Origin of the sequence: Sphingobacterium arenae, from assembly GCF_014692505.1 — a bacterium.
In the GTDB taxonomy this organism is placed as follows: Bacteria; Bacteroidota; Bacteroidia; order Sphingobacteriales; family Sphingobacteriaceae; genus Sphingobacterium; species Sphingobacterium arenae.
Map to the genome: position 1 here is coordinate 1313109 of NZ_JACNYK010000001.1, position 18982 is coordinate 1332090.

The window sequence follows — 18982 nt, forward strand, 5'->3', positions numbered from 1 at the left end:
TTAAATTTTATCAACAATTACTCTTAACTCCTTACCATCGATCTCTACAGGATCTCCGGACTCCAATGATGCTTCTTTAAAATCAATAGAGTTTGCCAGAATTTCGGTGCAAATATACGATAAATTATTTTCTACAGCTTCTTGTATTTCAGTATTATGCGTTATGGTAACGTTAATTCGATCTGTAACCTCAAACCCCTTCTCCTTACGAAGGTTTTGTATGCGGTTAATCAATTCCCTAGATAGCCCTTCTTGTTTTAATTCTGGCGTAATATGGATATCTAGCGCAACCGTTAATTTCCCTAGATTTGCTACCTGCCATCCGGCGACATCTTCTGCTATAATCTCCACATCTTCCGGTGTGATGCTGTAGGGCGTATCTGCCAGTGGCAAAACGCCCTGGCTTTCCAGTACACCGATCTGTTCGACATCTAATGCTTGGATAGCAGCCACAACCATTTTCATATCCTTTCCTACTTTTGCACCAAGTACCTTAAAATTTGGTTTTATTTTCTTTTTAATTATTCCGGCCGTGTCCGTAATAAAAGAAACCTCCTTCATATTCGTTTCCGATAGAATAAGCTCTTTGACCTTTTCTACTTTTTCCTGGAAAGCATTGTCCAATACCGGGACCAAAATTTTATTTAAGGGTTGACGGACATTGATTCCTGTTTTCTTCCGTAAGGATAATGTCAGTGAGGATATATCTTGTGCCAGTGCCATGCGTTCTTCCAGATCCTTGTCTACCAGTTCGCTGTGGTAGCTTGGAAAATTCGCTAGGTGTACGGATTCGTATGTCTCCTTACGCGATCCCGCATTTAAATCAAGATACAAATGATCAGCGAAGAACGGCGAAATCGGTGCCATCAACTTGGCTATCGTATCCAAACACGTATATAATGTTTGGTAAGCCGATATTTTGTCTTCGGTATAATCACCTTTCCAAAAACGACGGCGGCACAAACGTACGTACCAGTTGCTGAGATGTTCATCTACAAAATTCTGGATGGCACGTGCGGCTTTGGTCGGTTCAAAGTCGGCGTAGTACGCATCCACTTCTTTCGTTAAGCTATTCAATAATGAAATAATCCAGCGATCAATTTCCGGACGCTTTTCGATGGCGATATCCGGCTCATTATAACTAAAATTATCAATATTGGCATATAGTGCGAAGAAAGCGTAGGTATTATATAGGGTACCAAAGAATTTACGTCGAACCTCATCGAGACCCTCTTCGTTAAATTTAAGGTTATCCCACGGGGCTGCATTGCTGATCATATACCAACGCGTGGCATCGGCACTGTATTTATCAATGGTGATAAAAGGGTCAACCGCGTTACCCAAACGCTTAGACATCTTGTTTCCGTTTTTGTCTAAAACCAACCCATTAGACACGACGTTTTTAAAGGCTACTGATCCACGGATCATAGTGGATATTGCATGGAGTGTGAAAAACCAACCTCGTGTTTGATCGACACCTTCCGCGATGAAATCTGCCGGAAAAGCATCCTCGTATCCGTCTTTGAAAGGATATTCCTCTCCACGAGCTAGTTTGTCATGGTCAAGCCCCCACTGTGCGTAAGGCATGGCGCCCGAATCAAACCAAACATCGATTAAATCCGGTTCCCGGAACATCTTTTGTCCATTATCGGAAACCAAAACAATATCGTCTACATAAGGACGATGCAAATCAAGGGTGTCCGTTCCAAATTTATCCAGATAGGATTGATTTACCGCTTTTTCTTCGGCACTTAATACATCCGATTGGACGGCCTGTTCTAACTGTATTTTCAATTCCGGCAAGGAGCCCACACATATTTCCTCATTTTCATCTACCGAGCGCCATATCGGAAGCGGCGTTCCCCAATAACGGGAACGGGAGAGATTCCAATCTACCAAATTTTCTAGCCAGTTGCCGAAGCGCCCCGAACCAGTAGCCTCCGGCTTCCAGTTAATCGTTTGGTTTAAAGCAACCAACTTGTCTTTAACAGCCGTGGTACGGATAAACCAACTATCTAGCGGATAGTACAGTACCGGTTTGTCCGTACGCCAGCAATGGGGATAAGAGTGTTCGTATTTCTTGACATCGAAGGCTTTGTTTTCCTCTTTGAGTTTGATGGCTATCAGGACATCTGTAGGTCTGAAGTCTTTATCTGCACGCTCTTCGGCGGAATAATACTCTTCTTTGACAAAGCGGCCTGCAAAATCAGTTATTTCATTAACAAAACGTCCGGTACGGTCTACAGTAGGGATGTCCTTTCCGTTTTCATCACGCACCAAAATAGCGGGGATGCCATTCTCCTTACAAACCCTAAAGTCGTCTGCACCATAGGTTGGCGAAGCATGTACGATACCCGTACCGTCCTCGGTCGTCACAAAATCTCCCGGAATTACACGAAAGGCTTTCTCTAGTAATTCTTCGCTGGTGACATAGGGTAGCAGTTGGTGGTAACGCAGTCCTACCAATGCTTCTCCTTTAAATTCTGCTGTAATTTCCCACGGAACGATTTTATCGCCTACGTGATAATCTTGAAAAGAAGCTTGTTGTCCCTCAGCTTTAAAATGCTTTCCGATCAGATTTTTCGCTAAAATAACCGATACGGGAAACCCTGTATATTGATTAAAGGTTTTTATTTTGACATAGTCAATGTTCTTCCCGACTACCAATGCGGCGTTACCCGGTAGTGTCCAAGGGGTGGTTGTCCAGGCGACAAAGGCAACATCTTCTTCCTCGGATTCCACCAACGTAGTCATAAGCGGATGTACCTGTGTTTTATCTAAACGGAATTCTGCAACAATGGTCGTGTCTTTGACATCTTTGTATGTTCCCGGCTGGTTTAGCTCATGGGAACTCAAGCCCGTTCCGGCCGCTGGAGAATAGGGCTGTATGGTATAGCCTTTGTATAAAAGACCTTTCTTGTAAAGCTCTTTCAGCAAATACCATAGCGTTTCTATATATTCATTCTGATAGGTGATATATGGATTGCTAAGATCAACCCAATAACCCATTTTCTGGGTAAGGTCGTTCCATACGTCGGTATATTTCATCACCTCTTTTCGACAAGCGTCATTATAAGCTTCTACGCTAATTTTCTTGCCGATATCTTCTTTGGTAATACCTAATGTTTTTTCGACGGCTAGCTCAATAGGCAATCCATGTGTATCCCATCCTCCTTTACGCTTTACCTGAAAGCCTTTTAGGGTTTTATACCGACAAAAAATATCCTTAATCGAGCGTGCCATTACATGATGGATGCCCGGCATACCATTGGCGGATGGGGGACCTTCATAAAACGTATAGGGTTTGCTGGCCGGACGATTTGAAATACTTTTTTCAAAGATATTATTCGATTCCCACCGTTCTAGTATGTCTCTACCTATTTCAGGCAAGTTTAACTGCTTATATTCCTTGTACATCCGAAATTGCGATTGTTTTTTAAAGGTCGCTAATTTAGTGATTTTAAATTGAAAATGGTAGTGCGCAATTTCCAGTAAGCTCCTGTAAGCTTATGTTGTTTGTGTTTTGGAAGGCAGGGGTTTATGCCGAGAACGAACTTCCACAACCGCAAGTACTTGTTGCGTTTGGGTTATTAAATGTAAAGCCGCGTGCGTCTAAGCCACTTTTGAAGTCAATTTCCATGCCCGCTAAATAGAGTCCATGCGCTTTATTCATAAAAAGGCGTATGCCTTCAAGTATATACTCATTGTCACCATCTTTCTTTTGGTCGAAACCGAGTATATAACTCATGCCCGAGCAGCCTCCGCCTTCAACGCCGATACGTAAGCCGAAATCTGCGCCGATTTCCTGTTGGTCGATCAACTTTTTCAGTTCCGAAACTGCCCCTTCAGTTAGGGTTACGGGAGCAGTATTTGTTGTAGTCTCTGTACTCATTACGCGTTGTTTTAATTATTTCGTTTGTTACAAATTTACATCTTTCTTTTAAAGAAGCTTTTGGAAGTCGTTTATTTTTGACAATAATAAAACATTACTAACTTTTTTATGGATTTATATGATGTTTCCTCTGAAGTCATCTATTTTTAAAGGCAGAGGAGAGCGAAATGAAAATTCTTTATTATATGCTGTAGAATTAAATTGCATATAATCACGATTTTATTTAGGTTTGCAGCAAAATTTAGAAGTTTTATAACACTCCTTAACAATAACACGATGGAAAGAGATCAGGTGATTTTTAACCTAATAGCCGATGAGCTAACGCGTCAAGAAGAAGGTATCGAATTGATTGCTTCAGAGAACTTTGTAAGTAAGCAAGTGATGGAAGCCGCTGGTTCTGTTTTAACCAACAAATACGCGGAAGGCTTGCCCGGAAAGCGTTACTACGGAGGTTGTGAGGTTGTCGACGAAATTGAAACGATCGCTATCGACCGCGCGAAGAAGTTGTTCGGAGCAACGTGGGTAAACGTGCAGCCTCACTCTGGAGCGCAGGCAAATGCAGCGGTTTTCTTGGCGACAATTCAGCCTGGAGATAAAATTTTAGGGCTTGATCTATCTCATGGAGGACATTTGACGCATGGTTCGCCTGCGAATCTCTCGGGTAAAATATACCAACCGGTATTTTATGGAGTAAAAGAAGATACAGGGCTGATCGACTATGAGCAACTAGAAGAAACCGCATTGCGTGAAAAGCCCAAAATGATTATATGTGGTGCTTCGGCGTATTCCCGCGATTGGGATTATGCCCGTATCCGCAAAGTGGCCGATGAAATCGGAGCACTCGTGCTGGCGGATATCTCACATCCTGCCGGGTTGATCGCAAAAGGTTTATTAAACGATCCACTTCCGCATTGCCATATCGTGACAACAACGACACATAAAACATTACGTGGCCCCCGTGGCGGTATGATTATGGTTGGTCAGGATTTTGAAAATACTTGGGGTGTTAAAACGCCGAAAGGCGAAACGCGGACGATAACACAATTGCTCGATTTGGCGGTATTCCCTGGGACACAAGGGGGGCCGTTGGAACATACGATTGCAGCGAAAGCTATCGCGTATGGAGAGGCGTTAAGTGACGAATACTTAGCATATGCTAAACAGGTGCGTAAAAATGCCCAGACTTTAGCGCAATTCTTTGTTGATCGCGATTATAAGATTATTTCCGGAGGTACAGACAACCATTTGATGCTGGTTGATTTGCGGAACAAAGATATTTCTGGTAAAGAAGCAGAAGCGGTATTAGGTAAGGCTGGTATTACGACGAATAAAAATATGGTTCCATTTGATACACGCTCACCATTCGTGACTTCGGGTGTACGTTTCGGAACAGCAGCCGTTACTACACGCGGTGTCAAGGAGGACGAAATCATTCAAATCGGTGAATTGATCGATGAAGCATTGGCAAATCGTTCGAATGACAGTGCTTTAGATGCGATTCATGGTAAAGTGAAAGCCTTGATGGCACAATTTCCGCTGTACAGATAGTACGACATCATATTCGCTTTAATATATAGAGGTGGGCTTACTTTAGCCCACTTTTTTTGTGGGTACGAATTGGGGAAATAGTAAATAAAATAAACTATTCGGTGTTCTTATTTGTTATATCGGGAAAGCGAAAGATGTGTGAATAAATGTTAAAATATAATTGTATAATTTGAATCTTCGTTATTTTTCATTTGCTTTGGAATATGATAATTCAAACGAAAGGACGCCTATAAAACACTTTACTCTTTAAAATAAATTCAAACATAAATCTAGGGATTTACTATGAAAACGTTAAAAGAAAAAAGTGACCTTGAGTTGATTCAGGCTTATATAGCGGGGGACGAAACGGGAATAGAGCGATTACTAAATAGATATAAGTCAAAAATATATACATCGATCTACTTACAAGTGAAAGATCAGTACCTTGCGGAGGATATCTTTCAAGAGACCTTTATCAAGGTTATCAAAACATTAAAATCTGGGCGATATAATGAGGAAGGCAAGTTTCTGCCTTGGGTAGTTCGGATTGCCCAGAACATGGTGATTGATCATTTCAGGAAAGAAAAGCGAAGCCCGACTGTGGTGAGTAGTGATGGGTACGATATTTTTGGTGTATTGGAGTTTGCGGACGATAATGCTGAATCTAAATTGATGACCAACCAGCGTGATGTAGATTTACAGAAGATTATACAGAAGTTACCCGATGACCAAAAAGAGGTGCTGATTATGCGTCATTTTTGTGATATGAGCTTTAAAGAAATTGCGGAGATAACCGACGTCAGTATCAATACCGCGCTTGGCCGTATGCGCTATGCACTCAACAATTTACGGAAAATGATCGAGGAGCACAATATGATACTGAATATGGGCTAAAAGCCCATATTCTCCACTTCTTTAGCATTTTCTTCCACATTCGTTCTCAACTCCGCCTTAAATGCTAAAACAGCTTTTGCGAGTTCTTCTGAAGAAGTGGCTAAAATCTGAGCGGCTAAAATGCCCGCATTCTTTGCCGCATTCAATGCGACAGTTGCCACAGGTATCCCATTCGGCATTTGTAAAATTGAAAGCACCGAATCCCAACCATCAATAGAGTTCGAAGATTTTACGGGAACACCGATTACCGGTAAATGCGTAATAGATGCAACCATCCCCGGAAGATGAGCGGCACCGCCAGCTCCGGCGATAATAACTTTCAATCCGCGTGTTGCAGCTGATTTTGCATATTCATACATCCGCTCGGGCGTACGATGAGCGGAAACAATCGAGACTTCGAATGCCACGCCCAGTTTTTTTAAAACTTCGATAGCGTCCTGCATGACGGGAAGATCCGATTTGCTTCCCATGATTATACCTACTTTTGCCATACTTTCGTGATTCATTTTACTACGCTTTTACCTTTAATGTTTCCTGTACCCAACGTGCATTTTTTATGGCCAATTCGCGGTCGTCATTTACAATGCATACATGCCCCATTTTTCGGAAAGGTTTGGTGTATTTTTTTCCATATAAATGAACAAATACACCTTCTACCGCCAGGACATCTTCTACGCCTTCATATTTCGCTAGCCCCTCATATCGCGGCTCACCTAATAGATTTATCATCACCGCATTTGTCCTGGCTGTTGTTGCGCCCAACGGCAAATTAAATATGGCACGCAAATGCTGAGCAAATTGCGATGTTATATTACCCTCGATAGTATGATGTCCGCTGTTGTGCGGACGGGGAGCAAGTTCGTTTACCAAAATCTCTCCTTCTTTCGTCAGAAACATTTCAACCGCTAAAAGCCCCACAATTTGTAAGTCCTCCGCTATTTTCTTCGCGATCTCATCGGCTTGCGTTTGAACCTCAAAAGGCAATGTTGATGGTGAAATCAGAAATTCTACTAAGTTCGCATCGGGATTAAACTCCATTTCCACCAGCGGAAATGTGGTTATATCACCTTTGTCATTTCGGGCCACAATTACCGCGATTTCTTTCTCAAAATCGATTAGCTCTTCTACCAAAGATGGATCTTCAAAGGCCTGTTCTATTTCTGATGTATGGGTGATTTTCTTTACTCCTTTACCATCGTAGCCGTCTTTACGGAGTTTTTGTATGTAAGGAAATGGAATGGGTGTTTCATACAAATTTTCCTTATTAGAGATAAGCTGAAAAGCGGCTGTCGGAATATCATTCTGTTTAAAAAACTGCTTTTGTAAACCTTTATCTTGAATCAAACGGATGATTCGGGATTGTGGATATACGATGACGCCTTCGTTCTCTAACTTCTCTAGTGCATCCACATTTACTTTTTCGATTTCAATGGTGATCATATCCAGATCCTTACCGAAATTATAGACGGTTTCGAAATCACTTAACGAACCGCATTCGAAGCGGTTACATAATTTACGGCAAGGTGCATTTTTATCGGGATCTAATATATGCACGTTTACGTTGTAATTGATGGCCTCTTGAATAAGCATACGACCTAACTGGCCACCGCCAAGAACGCCCAATTGCAACTCGCCATAAAAATCTTTTGTCATAATGTTTGAAAAATATATTAAGCTTGTTCAGAAAAATATTGATCTTGTAATATATTCTCTGTTTCTATTTTCTTTTGAAGTTCTAAAAAAGCCCCTATCAATGCTTCTGGTCTGGGGGGACATCCCTGCACATAGACATCGACCGGAATAACCCTATCGACACCTTTCACCACATGATAGCCATGTTGCCAATACGGGCCTCCACAATTTGAACAGGAACCCATCGATATGACATACTTAGGTTCGGGCATCTGCTCGTAGAGCTTTTTAATCCTATCTGCCATCTTAAAGGTTACTGTGCCGGCGATAATCATTACATCCGATTGTCTGGGAGAGGGGCGCGGGAAGACGCCCAAACGGTCCAGGTCGTAGGTGGAAGCCATAGCGCCCATCATTTCAATGGCACAGCAAGCGATTCCAAAACTGACCGGCCACATAGATGATAGCCTGGCCCAATTCAGCAAATCGTCCATTTTAGCGATAATTACGCCGCCACTTTGCGCTTGATTTTGTGCTGCATCCATGTTTTATTCGTTTGACGTTTTGAATTTTGGTCGAAACCCTAAACCGCCACTGCGAGTCACTTTTGTATCGGTGTCTTCCGTTTTCGCGGAAACAGTTTTCTTGTAGTCACGAACGTTATATTTTTTGTTGTTTAGCTGTTCGTAGGCTTTTGGGGGAATACCTACAGAAACGCTGGGCTGTATATGTGCAGGTTTAATCCATGAAATATCACCCCGTTTCCATACATAAACTAATCCTACAATCAGAATGCCCAAAAACATGCCCATCTCCATTAATGTGAACCAACCCCAACGCCCATCGGCATGGATAAATTCCCTGTTTCCGAAAACCGTTGCCCAAGGAAATACGAAAATCAACTCCACATCAAATAAGAGAAAGACCAACGCAATGACATAAAACCGTGGATTTATCTGTATCCAAGCCGTACCGATGGCTTCCTCACCACATTCGTATGTGCTGAGTTTTTGCGGGTTTGGATTTTTGGGTGATAGTATTTTCGCTAGCAAAATGGTTACGCATACCAAGAGGATACCTACTATTGCTATTAATAGTATTTTTCCGTATTCTGATAGCTGCGCGGGGTCGTCCATAAGGCAAAATTACAAAATAATATTTAAAAAGGTTTACCGGGCATTTTGGGCATATTACGCATCATCTTCGCCGCCATAGCCGGATTGGACATCTGCTTCATGACTTTGCGCATATCGGCAAATTGTTTCATGAGCTTGTTCACTTCGTTAACATCCGTGCCGGAACCTTTTGCTATACGCGTACGTCTTTTCGTGTCAATCGCATCGGGATTTTCTCTTTCAAAAGGGGTCATAGAGTCGATAATAGCTTCAATCGGTTTAAAAGCATCATCCTCTATCTCCACATCTTTTATGGCTTTGCCGACGCCAGGAATCATTCCCATCAAATCTTTCATATTTCCCATTTTCTTAATCTGTTGGATCTGGGATTTGAAATCGTTGAAGTCGAATTTATTTTTCCGGATTTTCTTTTGTAACTCTGCGGCTTCTTTTTCGTCAAATTGTTGTTGGGCTCGCTCGACCAAGGAAACCACGTCTCCCATACCGAGGATACGGGATGCCATACGGTCGGGATGGAATACATCGAGGGCTTCCATTTTCTCGCCCGTACCGATAAATTTGATTGGTTTATTGACTACGGATTTAATAGACAAAGCTGCACCACCGCGGGTATCACCATCCAACTTGGTTAGAACCACGCCCGTGAAATCTAAGCGGTCGTTGAATGTTTTGGCGGTATTAACGGCATCTTGACCTGTCATGGCATCCACCACAAATAGGATTTCATGCGGTTGTGTCGCCTCTTTTACGGCGGTTATTTCCGTCATCAATGCCTCATCAATGGCTAGCCGTCCAGCCGTATCAATAATGACGATGTTATTCCCGTTGCGCTTGGCTTCTGCCACACCTTCTTTAGCGATGGCAATGGGGTCGTTTGATTCGCGGTTCACATAGACGGGTACACTCACCTGCTCGCCCAATACTTGCAACTGATCTACCGCAGCCGGGCGATAAACGTCACCTGCGACTAATAAAGGCTTTTTACCTTTTTTATCCCGGAGATAATTTGCCAACTTGCCGGAGAAGGTGGTTTTACCCGCACCGTTCAAGCCCGCTATTAAAATTACCGTGGGATTTTGCGATATATCTAAGTCATTGACCGTTCCGCCCATGAGGTCTGTCAACTCATCGTTCATGATTTTAGTGAGCAACTGTCCTGGTGAAATGCTGGTGAGTACATTTTGGCCCAGTGCCTTTTGCTTTACTTCGTCGGTGAATGTTTTAGCTGTTTTATAATTCACATCGGCATCCAATAAGGCCTTGCGAATTTCTTTCATCGTCTCTGCGACGTTTATTTCAGTGATATTTCCTTGCCCTTTTAGTACTTTAAAGGCTCTATCCAGTTTATCCTGTAAATTCTGAAACATGTTATCTCTCGTCTTAAAATGTGCTAAGTGCCAAAGTTACAAAATAGTGGTGAATTTTATTTCATCATACACGGGGAATCCATGATAAAACAAAGAAATGCGACAAAATATATCGCATTTCTTGTTGCATATTATAGCAAGGACACGGAGTATGCACTTCGTGTATTAATCTCTTCTTCCAAAAAGAATATATGCGTAATATAATAACGTTACCAAGGCTGATAAGGCGGCTACCACGTAAGTCATTGCGGCCCATTTCAAGGCATCTTTCGCTCCGTCGTGCTCATCGCGGCTATGGGTGATATTTGCGGTTTCCAACCATTTCAAGGCTCTACCCGATGCGTCAAATTCCACCGGTAAGGTCACGAAGGCGAATAGTGTGGTCAGGAATAGTGCTCCTACACCGACCGCGAGTAACCATGGATTTTGTCCCTGGCTGAATGCCATCAGCAAAACACCACCAATCAATACCCAAGACGTTAACCGGGAAGCCACACTAACCATCGGCACCATGGCGGAGCGGAACTGTAGCCAAGAATAGGCTGTTACGTGTTGTACGGCGTGGCCACATTCGTGCGCGGCAACAGCAGCGGCAGCGACACTACGACCGTAATAAACTTCGTTGCTCAGGTTGACGGTTTTATTTGCCGGGTTATAGTGGTCCGACAAGCCGCCGCCGTCAGCGACGAGCACCTTTACGTCGTATATGCCATTTTCATGAAGCATTTTTTGTGCAATCTCCGCACCGGAAAGTCCCGAACTTAGTGGGAATTCTGAATATTTTTTAAACTTGTTCTTAAACCTCGATTGCACAATCCAACTGATAACCGCAATCCCAATAAATATAATCCAATACATAGTCTTTATTTCTTTTTAAATCGTTTCGCTATTTCTCCTAGCTCTACAAACCACATTCCATTTGTTGTTCTTCGCCTTGAAGATAATAAAAACGACTCATTTTGTCAGATTAAAAGAAAAAAATTGATATTAATCTGTCATTATTGCTTGCTATTATTGTTAAAAAAGCCCTTCTTTACTTATTTTAACTATGTACTGATTATGAAAACATATGTCTTTAAGAAACAGGCTCTAGGTACTGCGCGTAGCAATACCCTTCTTCGCCATCTTTGGTACGAACAAGCCACCATTGGTCGTTGGCACGGCTGATCAATGTGATCGTTTCGCCTTTTGCCGCTTTGCCGACGATGGGCTGATCCGTTCCGGGGCCTTTGCGAATATTCAGGTTGGAGTTTTGTGTGATAACCTTCACCTGAGTGCCGGCTACTGCCGAAGAGACGTCAATATCCATGACAACATCCCCGGATAGAAAATTCGGATCAATCTGGTTGTAGATATCCCACAGTTTGTTTTTTATATCCGCGTTGGGGGCTGTTCCACGAATCTGCAAGACACCTTCTTGTTCTGCATATTGAAAATCGTTTATTCCAGCGGATTTTGCTGTATCCAGCAATACCTTATATTTATCTAATAGTGCCATTTCTATAATCTTTATATCTCTATTCTACGATTAATGCGGTCATATCTACCTTTTTAGGATGCAATGCGTCTAGCGCCATTTTTAAGGTCTGAACACGCGCCTGTTCCAAGGAGCCGGTTACGGTAATCACACCACCGTTTACATCGGCTTTAATGGTAGGAAAGTCTTTGGTCAAGTCCGACACTTTGGCGGCCAGATCAGCATCGTTACTATTGGTTTCGATTTGTGGCGTTTCAACTACGATATGGTTAACGACTGATTTGACGTTTTTCTCGTCTGCATTTTTAACGGCCTTTTCCAATTCCTGTTTTTCTGTTTCCGTAGCGACGGTGCCCGAAAGGGTGATAACGCCATCCTTTGCATCAACCGATATATCGGAATGTCCTGCTGAGATAACAGATTCTACCTTGGCTTTTAGATCGGCGTCGGAAACTTTAGGTTTACAGGAGATGGCGACGCACGCTATGGCTATCACCACAGCAATCGCGGACATTATTTTATTAAATTTCATCATCATACTTTTTGTTAAATATTAAATTGTACTGTCTGATAAACAGCACGAACACACAAAATGTTTTGACGTATAAGTTATTTTAGTATGGGTATAACGGCGATTCGGACATTTCGGTCATATCCGGACATTTGATACCATTTCGGTCATTTCCGGCCATTTCGGACAAAGGATTTTGGATGATGTTTTATGTTTGTGCTGTTCGATCGTCTTGCGAAGAGTTGACAGACAGGTACAGTGGTTTCGTTAGGGTTAATTTTTATCAAATCCTATCAATTTAGATCAAATCGGATCAAAATTTCATTTTGTTTGATCGCCGTCTTTACGTTTGTGCTGTTCGATCATCTCGCGAGGCCACGAACAAGAAGAGAAGGTAACGGATCTCCAAAACGGAAAGAGCTCGCCGCAGGAGGAGTAGACCGGTACCGACAAACATTTTTTTTAAACTTTTAAATTATTAGTATTATGGCAATTAAATTTAATGTACAGGAAATCGGCAACCCGCAGGATGCGGCTGCCCCTAAGAAGTTCTATGCACGTCCGGTAAGCAGCGGAGAGATCACTTTAGAAGATCTGGCTTCCGACATTTCCCATGCTTCGTCCATCAACGAGGCGGATGTTATGGCTGTTTTATACAGCTTAGTGCGGGAAATCCCGCGTAACATCTCGCAGGGCTATATCGTCCGTTTAGGTGGACTCGGTTCTTTCCGTTTGGGAACGGGCAGCATGGGTAGTGATACAGCAGAAGAAGTAACAGCTGCTAACATTCACCGCAAACGGGTGCTGTTTCAAAATGGTACACGTATCAAAAAGGCTATAACGGATTTAACTTTCAGGAAAAGCGAATAATTTGTTTTTTTAGCTTAACAGTTGGGTCGGTATCTTAGGATGTCGGCCCTTTTTTGTGTTTAGATACCATTAAATGACCGTGGTTGTTAAAAAAATGAAGGTTTATTTTTCTCAAAAGAAGGTTTGTATTATTCAAACGGCCATGGTCGCTTTCCAAAAACAAACTTCGAGTCGAGAAAGTTACCGTGGTTAATTTTTTTGGAGCCATTTTGGGCTTTAAAAACCCTATTAGAGTGAATTTTATTTAATTCGGAGTTAATTTTATCATACCTGCTTCTCTGATAGGAAATAGTGTTTTTTCTTCTATTTGGTAGTGATTGGCAATTTTTTTAACGACGAATCCCTAACAAGTATTTCAGTGACTGTTTGAATGTTTTCCGGATTTGTTTCGCGGTGACATATCGCCCGTTGAAAACCGGCTTACGAAGAAAAAGTGGAAAGGTATTGGATTTCGCTTTCTCCATCACGATAGCGTACCAGTTATCGAAAAATGTACGTTCCAATTCTACAATAGGGTATTGTTTTTTTTGTCGGTTATGGTGAATGATTTCGCGATACACGGTGTAATATTCATCTGGAGTGTATTTACTGTTTATAATCGGGGTCAATAAGATATCTAAATCAATGTGGTCGGTCTTGGGCAATAATTTATCCAACTGGTAGCGTAGAATAATGCGGAGTTGCGCAGCAGCGAGATCTTTTTTTCGAATGGAGATGTTGTTGTCGTGTATGCGGTATTCCCCGAGAAACTCCGAGACATTATCGACTTCATATTTTAAAGCCATCCGCGAAAATAAAGCGTAGTCCTGGGCAACGAGATGGTTGGGATAACCTCCAATGTCCCGAAATGCTGCCATGCGCATCATGACGGTAGGATGTACAAATGAATTGTAGAATAATAATGCTGCATGCAGTTTTTTCGATCCACAAATCGGAATCACCTCTTGACCGGTTCGCATCCCGTGTTTATCAATGATATGTGCTTTTCCGCCTAAAACAGCAAGTTGGGGTCTGTTTAAAAAATGTTGGAGTTGTATTTCCAGCCTGTTTGGAAAAGCAATGTCATCACTATCTAACACGGCTAAAAATTCTCCATTAGCTTCTTTTAACGCGAGATTTCGTGTATAAGGTTGCCCTTTATTTCCATCATTTTGAATGAAGCGTATCCGGGGATCTTCAAAACTCCGAATGATTTCAACAGTATTGTCGGTAGACCCATCGTCTACAATTAGGAGTTCAAAGTTCGTGTAGGTTTGTTCTAATACACTTTCTATTGATGCTGCTATATAATCTGCTGCATTGTAGGCAGCCATGAAAACGGTTATTTGAATCTTCTTTTTATCGGGCATGTTTGCATTTCTATAATCGATTCCGATTAAGGACAGCGTAAATATACGCCTTTTTTGGCCAGCAATACGTTTCCATTTAAATAGCGAGCGACGAGTAGCTACTTAAGGGTCACCTCATTCGCTTTGATATACGCATTGATATAGTTTTCTACTTCTATCTTTTTCTCTGCATCCTCAATGAGATCAGAAATAGGTAATAAATTTTCTAATCCATCTAAATACGCGAATCTAGCATTCTCTTCGGTGATGCTTTCTTGCCACTCTTCGATTCTTACAAACGGATTTTCCCCAGCTTTTTCTTCAATTCTAATTTTAGAGGGGTCGCCGCCAACTACTTCAAAAGCTATTTTAGGATCCGTCACTCCCTTTAATGCCGCTGAGTCAATCGGGTCAAGAAATCCGGAAAACAATCCAAAACATTCTTTCAGACCTATTCTAAAACTATTCTCCACAGCTTTACGTCTATCTTCTTCTGTATATTTGGCTTGATAGTTGACGCTTAATTTCGCGCCAATTTCTAATGAAATTAACGCATGCGTACCGTATTTCTCTATAAGCTCGGGAGAACTTAATGACTGACAATCAAATTTAAAACTTTCCGTTAGGTAAGGAGATAATAAACGGTCGTAAGCATTCAATGACAATCTACGGTATTTTATTTCTAGTTCATAAAGCCCATACAAATAATTGCTTGAGGTTACTTCTGTTTCGGGGAATGCGTGGACGATATTTCCTTTAAAATAGCTATAACTGTGCGGTTCATGCTGTCTTAAGAAAACATGTGTTAAGTTTTTGGTGAACTGTTCTGCGTCAGTAGCATATATGGGGGTGAAAGTTGAGCTCAAAAGACGTGCAACGACGAAACGACCGGTATGATCTTTTACGAAGTCCGGGGTATTGATCACCGGTTCTCTTATAGAAGTAGCATCGGCATATCTACCTGTTATGTCGTATCCATAACCTAAAAAGTTATAATCATTGTATCCCTCCTTGTGTGTATTATTTTCATCGTCCCTAAGGTTCTCTACGGAGAATTCGAGTTCTATCTTTTCCTCTAATTCTGGATCTATTGTTTCTGGGTTATCGAGAGTTGTTTTTTTACAGGAACTTAGTGCAATGACAACCGATAAAACAAATAGGAGTATATGTTTAGTTTTTAGCATATTTTTTAAGTAAATACATAAAGAAAAAATATATAACTTTTTCATTTGGCAATGATAATACATTTTAATGATTCTCTTTACAATAGTTTTTGAGAAATAAATAAAAATACCTTTTACTTAATGATTTGAACTTTGTATTTGAATATATTGTTTATACAATTAATGCTGCTTATTTCTTATATGCATAGTTTTTTATTAAGTTTAACACATTAATAATAAATGATCGTCCCCTTGATGAAAAAGAAAATACTGCTTCTCGTTCCTGATGACTACAGCTTATATATATTGATAGAGAAGAATTTAAAAGAACTCGGTTTCGAGGTTACCACCATTCTTCATAACTCTGTTAGGTTTAAGTATAAAAACATCTCACAACGTTTATCAAATCTGTTTCGAAAATTAATCGATGGGAACACAAATTATAAGAAAAAACTAAAAGATGCTCATGCGGCTGCGTGTTTAGTTAAAGAAATTGACAGGTTTAATAGATTTGACTATTGTTTGGTAATACGAGCCGATTTTTTTCATAAGGATGTATTGCATAAAGCCAAGGAAAAATCTGATTTCATCGTTTCTTACCATTATGATGGATTGCGACGAAATCCTCTTATTTATGATCGGATACCTTTGTTTGATCGTTTCTATGTATTTGATGAAGAAGATTTAATATCGGATGGAAAGATAAAAACCTATCTTTCTCATAATTTTTATTTTGATTATGAAGAAGTTGAGAAAAGAGAACCAATATATGATTTATATTTTCTAGGTTTTTACAACGACACTCGTGAAGACCTGTTATTAAAATTCTGTGATTTAGCTAGGCGTTGTTTGGGGAATGTTAAGTTTCAGGTGGTGTTCCTTCCCAAGAATATGGATCGCTTAGCGGAGTATGAACGGCGAGGTATTGAATGTTTGACTGAATTAGTTCCCTTTGAGGAATATTTACAAAGAGTGGAACAAGCAAAAGTCATTGTAGATTTTGTTATTAGTGACCATAAAGGTCTTTCATTTCGGATATTTGAAGGAGTCAAATATCAAAAAAAGGTTATCACGACAAACGCAAATGTTGTAAAATACGACTTTTATACACCCGACAATTTCTATGTGTTGGATTATGACTCACTTAATGAAGCAGAGCTCTTAAAATTCGTCAACACTTCTTTTAAACCTATTGACGAATCCGTACGATTGAAATATAGTTTTTCCTGTTGGATAAAAGATGTACTGAATATAGAATAGGTATTTTTAATAAGCTGATGGCGAATCCAGATTTCCCTCCTCATCAAATTTCCACGAATTGGAAGTTGAAGAGGTTTTCATATAATGTCTTTGTTCCTCCGTCAGATTTTTAGGATCTATATACCAGCCCATATGTTTGGATGTGAAATTGCCACCTAATCTGATTGCTCTGTAAAAATTACGTTCTTTGACTTTAAATTTGGTAGGGTAGAATGGCTTATACAGCGCGAAAGTAGTATCTACATCAGCTCGGAAAATGTCATTTTCCAACCTATCTTCCCAGAATTTCTGTTCCCAGGTGACAACCTTTTCTTTCAAGGGATAATAATCGGGAATGCTATCGATGTCTAAAGCAAATCCTACTTTGACAATTTTCTTATTGTACTTATCCATTTTCTTTATCATTGTCTTGATAAAGTCTTTCGGCAGATCAGGATTAGGTAAGATGTCCGCATCGGTAATAAAATAGTAACCCTGTCCATACTTCTTTTGAAGGTCTTGATTTTCAAAAAAAACCATGTGGCCGAAATTTTCGTTCATTAGTTCAACTTTAACTTGTGGCTGGATGGTGTTATAGTACGCCAATAGCGGCGGATAGTCAGATTTATTATCAATTATAACGATATTTTCTAGCTTTCTTTCTAAAAGGAAGTCAACTAGCTTTTTCAGATTGTCAAGTTGATTGAAATTGATGATAATGACGGGGATACTGTCTGGTTTTTTTCGCTGCTTTATTACAGATGAATTAAATAATATCGTGAATTGATATAGAACGGAACGTAAGAAGCTTTTTGCCATTTTAATGAGTTTTTATTGAATAAGTATTACCGGAAGATTGACGAACACGCGTCAAAGTTAGAAAATAATTCCTAATTTATTGTCATAACTATGAAGGGAGCTGTATTGGTGTATAAGGCGTTTTATCAAGCACATATGCTATCCAGTTTGAAAAGCTGTACTTTACTTTGATAGCGTCGTCAAGTGACTTATATGGAGTTGCAATAAATTCTGCAAGTTCCTGTACGTTTTGCCCCTTCCAAATCAAAAAGTTCTCGGGCTGATAAAAATCATAGTTGACCACGTTCGAATTAGTGGTAATTACTTTCTTATTATACCCTATTCCCTCAAAAATCCGAAAAGACAATCCTTGATGGACGGGATTCTGTATGTCGATAAGGATATTCGCCTTGAAAACATCTTGTAGATTTTTTTCATATGATAGAACGTCCGAAGTTGGTGTTAGGCCTTTTGATGCCACAAGCTCCATAATCCTATTTCTATCCGACACAACTTTTATATGCTGAGTTACATGCGATAGCTCCAATTTTGATTTGATGTCACTTAGGGTGTCAATACGTTCTTCCATATAGCTGCCCAGGTAGTATACCGTGTTCTGACTGTGAGGAAAAGTAGACATCGTGTAATCGAAATAAAAATTGGTCGTAGGAAGCACACCCTCTACGGATAAATCGGATGCATCAAACACAAAGAACCTATCCATTAAAGGGATGTACTGCTGTATTTCCGGATATCGATCTAGCCCATCCCATTGATAGCCCACAAATGTCTTACATTTCTTATTTGCTAATTCGATAAATTCGACGGGATAAAGATCTGGTCGGATAACGAGCCCATAATCCATATTTCCAAGGGTATTTAGATCGTTGAGAAGTTGCTCTCTATGTTGCTCAAGGATAAGGTTACGCTTAAAACTTTTGTCGCCTAAAATAATTTTCCTCCAAAAGTTACGAAGCCGCTGTGCGAAATTTTTGTACCTAAAATTTCTGGCATCCAAAGGCCTAACTATATAAACGTCAAATCCCAAGAACTTTAAGTTTTTCTCAAAAGCGCTTGGGAATACGACTTCGTCAGGGGCAATAAAGAGTATACTTTTATGCCTAAACATTTTTGCCTATTATAAAATA

General features: G+C 40.6%; 18 protein-coding genes. 4 read left to right on the plus strand and 14 right to left on the minus strand.

What is annotated here, in order from left to right; translation table 11 throughout:
• Both ileS and H8B17_RS04950 read right to left on the minus strand, forming a co-directional pair.
• Complete coding sequence (ileS, locus tag H8B17_RS04945) at positions 1-3417, minus strand: isoleucine--tRNA ligase (RefSeq protein WP_190308018.1); 3417 nt, start codon at positions 3415-3417, stop codon at positions 1-3.
• 121 nt (positions 3418-3538) lie between these two features.
• Entirely contained in the window at positions 3539-3892 is a 354-nt protein-coding gene (locus H8B17_RS04950; RefSeq protein ID WP_190308019.1) for a HesB/IscA family protein, read from the minus strand.
• Positions 3893-4168: 276 nt separating this feature from the next.
• On the opposite strand from H8B17_RS04950, the gene H8B17_RS04955 reads away from it, so the two are divergent.
• Entirely contained in the window at positions 4169-5440 is a 1272-nt protein-coding gene (locus H8B17_RS04955; protein WP_190308020.1) for a serine hydroxymethyltransferase, read from the plus strand.
• 282 nt (positions 5441-5722) lie between these two features.
• The gene (locus H8B17_RS04960; protein WP_190308021.1) at positions 5723-6313 is read left to right on the plus strand and encodes an RNA polymerase sigma factor; all 591 of its coding nucleotides are present in this window, start codon (positions 5723-5725) and stop codon (positions 6311-6313) included.
• Here H8B17_RS04960 and purE read toward each other — a convergent pair.
• The 8 genes from purE to H8B17_RS05000 form a co-directional block, all read right to left on the minus strand.
• Positions 6310-6819: a 5-(carboxyamino)imidazole ribonucleotide mutase gene (gene purE / locus H8B17_RS04965; RefSeq protein WP_190308022.1), complete on the minus strand. Its 510-nt coding sequence runs from the start codon at positions 6817-6819 to the stop codon at positions 6310-6312. The two genes, H8B17_RS04960 and purE, sit on opposite strands and share 4 nt — an antisense overlap.
• 4 nt (positions 6820-6823) lie before the next feature.
• Positions 6824-7966 carry a 5-(carboxyamino)imidazole ribonucleotide synthase gene (locus tag H8B17_RS04970; protein ID WP_190308023.1) on the minus strand — a complete coding sequence of 381 codons (1143 nt, stop codon included), beginning with the start codon at positions 7964-7966 and terminating at the stop codon, positions 6824-6826.
• 17 nt (positions 7967-7983) lie between these two features.
• On the minus strand, positions 7984-8490 hold the full coding sequence (locus H8B17_RS04975; RefSeq protein ID WP_190308024.1) for an NADH-quinone oxidoreductase subunit B: 507 nt from the start codon (positions 8488-8490) through the stop codon (positions 7984-7986).
• A gap of 3 nt (positions 8491-8493) precedes the next feature.
• Positions 8494-9081, minus strand: a complete 588-nt coding sequence (locus H8B17_RS04980; protein ID WP_190308025.1) for an NADH-quinone oxidoreductase subunit A — start codon at positions 9079-9081, stop codon at positions 8494-8496.
• A gap of 23 nt (positions 9082-9104) precedes the next feature.
• Positions 9105-10448 carry a signal recognition particle protein gene (ffh, locus tag H8B17_RS04985; RefSeq protein ID WP_190308026.1) on the minus strand — a complete coding sequence of 448 codons (1344 nt, stop codon included), beginning with the start codon at positions 10446-10448 and terminating at the stop codon, positions 9105-9107.
• 165 nt (positions 10449-10613) lie between these two features.
• Positions 10614-11306 (minus strand): zinc metallopeptidase, encoded by a 693-nt coding sequence (locus tag H8B17_RS04990; RefSeq protein ID WP_190308027.1) that lies wholly within the window; start codon positions 11304-11306, stop codon positions 10614-10616.
• A gap of 217 nt (positions 11307-11523) precedes the next feature.
• Positions 11524-11946, minus strand: coding sequence for an SH3 domain-containing protein (locus tag H8B17_RS04995; protein WP_190308028.1), 423 nt, complete (start codon positions 11944-11946; stop codon positions 11524-11526).
• Positions 11947-11965: 19 nt separating this feature from the next.
• On the minus strand, positions 11966-12463 hold the full coding sequence (locus H8B17_RS05000; protein WP_223816370.1) for a BON domain-containing protein: 498 nt from the start codon (positions 12461-12463) through the stop codon (positions 11966-11968).
• A 459-nt stretch (positions 12464-12922) separates the two neighbouring features.
• On the opposite strand from H8B17_RS05000, the gene H8B17_RS05005 reads away from it, so the two are divergent.
• Positions 12923-13306: an HU family DNA-binding protein gene (locus H8B17_RS05005; RefSeq protein ID WP_190308029.1), complete on the plus strand. Its 384-nt coding sequence runs from the start codon at positions 12923-12925 to the stop codon at positions 13304-13306.
• A gap of 329 nt (positions 13307-13635) precedes the next feature.
• Here H8B17_RS05005 and H8B17_RS05010 read toward each other — a convergent pair whose 3' ends face one another.
• A complete protein-coding gene (locus H8B17_RS05010) occupies positions 13636-14655 on the minus strand; it encodes a glycosyltransferase family 2 protein (protein ID WP_190308030.1) in 1020 nt (339 codons plus the stop codon).
• Positions 14656-14753: 98 nt separating this feature from the next.
• Positions 14754-15818, minus strand: a complete 1065-nt coding sequence (locus H8B17_RS05015) for an MACPF domain-containing protein (RefSeq protein ID WP_190308031.1) — start codon at positions 15816-15818, stop codon at positions 14754-14756.
• Positions 15819-16052: 234 nt separating this feature from the next.
• Between H8B17_RS05015 and H8B17_RS05020 the strand changes: the two genes are divergently transcribed.
• Positions 16053-17057 carry a hypothetical protein gene (locus H8B17_RS05020; RefSeq protein ID WP_190308032.1) on the plus strand — a complete coding sequence of 335 codons (1005 nt, stop codon included), beginning with the start codon at positions 16053-16055 and terminating at the stop codon, positions 17055-17057.
• A 6-nt stretch (positions 17058-17063) separates the two neighbouring features.
• On the opposite strand, the gene H8B17_RS05025 is transcribed toward H8B17_RS05020, so the two are convergent.
• Positions 17064-17855 carry a glycosyltransferase gene (locus H8B17_RS05025; protein WP_190308033.1) on the minus strand — a complete coding sequence of 264 codons (792 nt, stop codon included), beginning with the start codon at positions 17853-17855 and terminating at the stop codon, positions 17064-17066.
• An 88-nt stretch (positions 17856-17943) separates the two neighbouring features.
• A complete protein-coding gene (locus H8B17_RS05030) occupies positions 17944-18963 on the minus strand; it encodes a hypothetical protein (protein ID WP_190308034.1) in 1020 nt (339 codons plus the stop codon).
• Positions 18964-18982 lie beyond the last annotated feature (19 nt).

What these genes read in the sequence shown, in the direction of transcription:
- H8B17_RS05010 (WP_190308030.1), bottom strand. Translation starts at nt 14,655, where the DNA reads ATGCCCGATAAAAAGAAGATTCAAATAACCGTTTTCATGGCTGCCTAC.
- H8B17_RS04955 (WP_190308020.1), top strand. Translation starts at nt 4,169, where the DNA reads ATGGAAAGAGATCAGGTGATTTTTAACCTAATAGCCGATGAGCTAACG.
- H8B17_RS05005 (WP_190308029.1), top strand. Translation starts at nt 12,923, where the DNA reads ATGGCAATTAAATTTAATGTACAGGAAATCGGCAACCCGCAGGATGCG.
- ileS (WP_190308018.1), bottom strand. Translation starts at nt 3,417, where the DNA reads ATGTACAAGGAATATAAGCAGTTAAACTTGCCTGAAATAGGTAGAGAC.
- H8B17_RS05030 (WP_190308034.1), bottom strand. Translation starts at nt 18,963, where the DNA reads ATGTTTAGGCATAAAAGTATACTCTTTATTGCCCCTGACGAAGTCGTA.
- H8B17_RS04950 (WP_190308019.1), bottom strand. Translation starts at nt 3,892, where the DNA reads ATGAGTACAGAGACTACAACAAATACTGCTCCCGTAACCCTAACTGAA.
- H8B17_RS05020 (WP_190308032.1), top strand. Translation starts at nt 16,053, where the DNA reads ATGAAAAAGAAAATACTGCTTCTCGTTCCTGATGACTACAGCTTATAT.
- ffh (WP_190308026.1), bottom strand. Translation starts at nt 10,448, where the DNA reads ATGTTTCAGAATTTACAGGATAAACTGGATAGAGCCTTTAAAGTACTA.
- H8B17_RS04970 (WP_190308023.1), bottom strand. Translation starts at nt 7,966, where the DNA reads ATGACAAAAGATTTTTATGGCGAGTTGCAATTGGGCGTTCTTGGCGGT.
- H8B17_RS05025 (WP_190308033.1), bottom strand. Translation starts at nt 17,855, where the DNA reads ATGGCAAAAAGCTTCTTACGTTCCGTTCTATATCAATTCACGATATTA.
- H8B17_RS05000 (WP_223816370.1), bottom strand. Translation starts at nt 12,463, where the DNA reads ATGATGATGAAATTTAATAAAATAATGTCCGCGATTGCTGTGGTGATA.
- H8B17_RS04990 (WP_190308027.1), bottom strand. Translation starts at nt 11,306, where the DNA reads ATGTATTGGATTATATTTATTGGGATTGCGGTTATCAGTTGGATTGTG.
- H8B17_RS04995 (WP_190308028.1), bottom strand. Translation starts at nt 11,946, where the DNA reads ATGGCACTATTAGATAAATATAAGGTATTGCTGGATACAGCAAAATCC.
- H8B17_RS04975 (WP_190308024.1), bottom strand. Translation starts at nt 8,490, where the DNA reads ATGGATGCAGCACAAAATCAAGCGCAAAGTGGCGGCGTAATTATCGCT.
- H8B17_RS04980 (WP_190308025.1), bottom strand. Translation starts at nt 9,081, where the DNA reads ATGGACGACCCCGCGCAGCTATCAGAATACGGAAAAATACTATTAATA.
- H8B17_RS04960 (WP_190308021.1), top strand. Translation starts at nt 5,723, where the DNA reads ATGAAAACGTTAAAAGAAAAAAGTGACCTTGAGTTGATTCAGGCTTAT.
- H8B17_RS05015 (WP_190308031.1), bottom strand. Translation starts at nt 15,818, where the DNA reads ATGCTAAAAACTAAACATATACTCCTATTTGTTTTATCGGTTGTCATT.
- purE (WP_190308022.1), bottom strand. Translation starts at nt 6,819, where the DNA reads ATGAATCACGAAAGTATGGCAAAAGTAGGTATAATCATGGGAAGCAAA.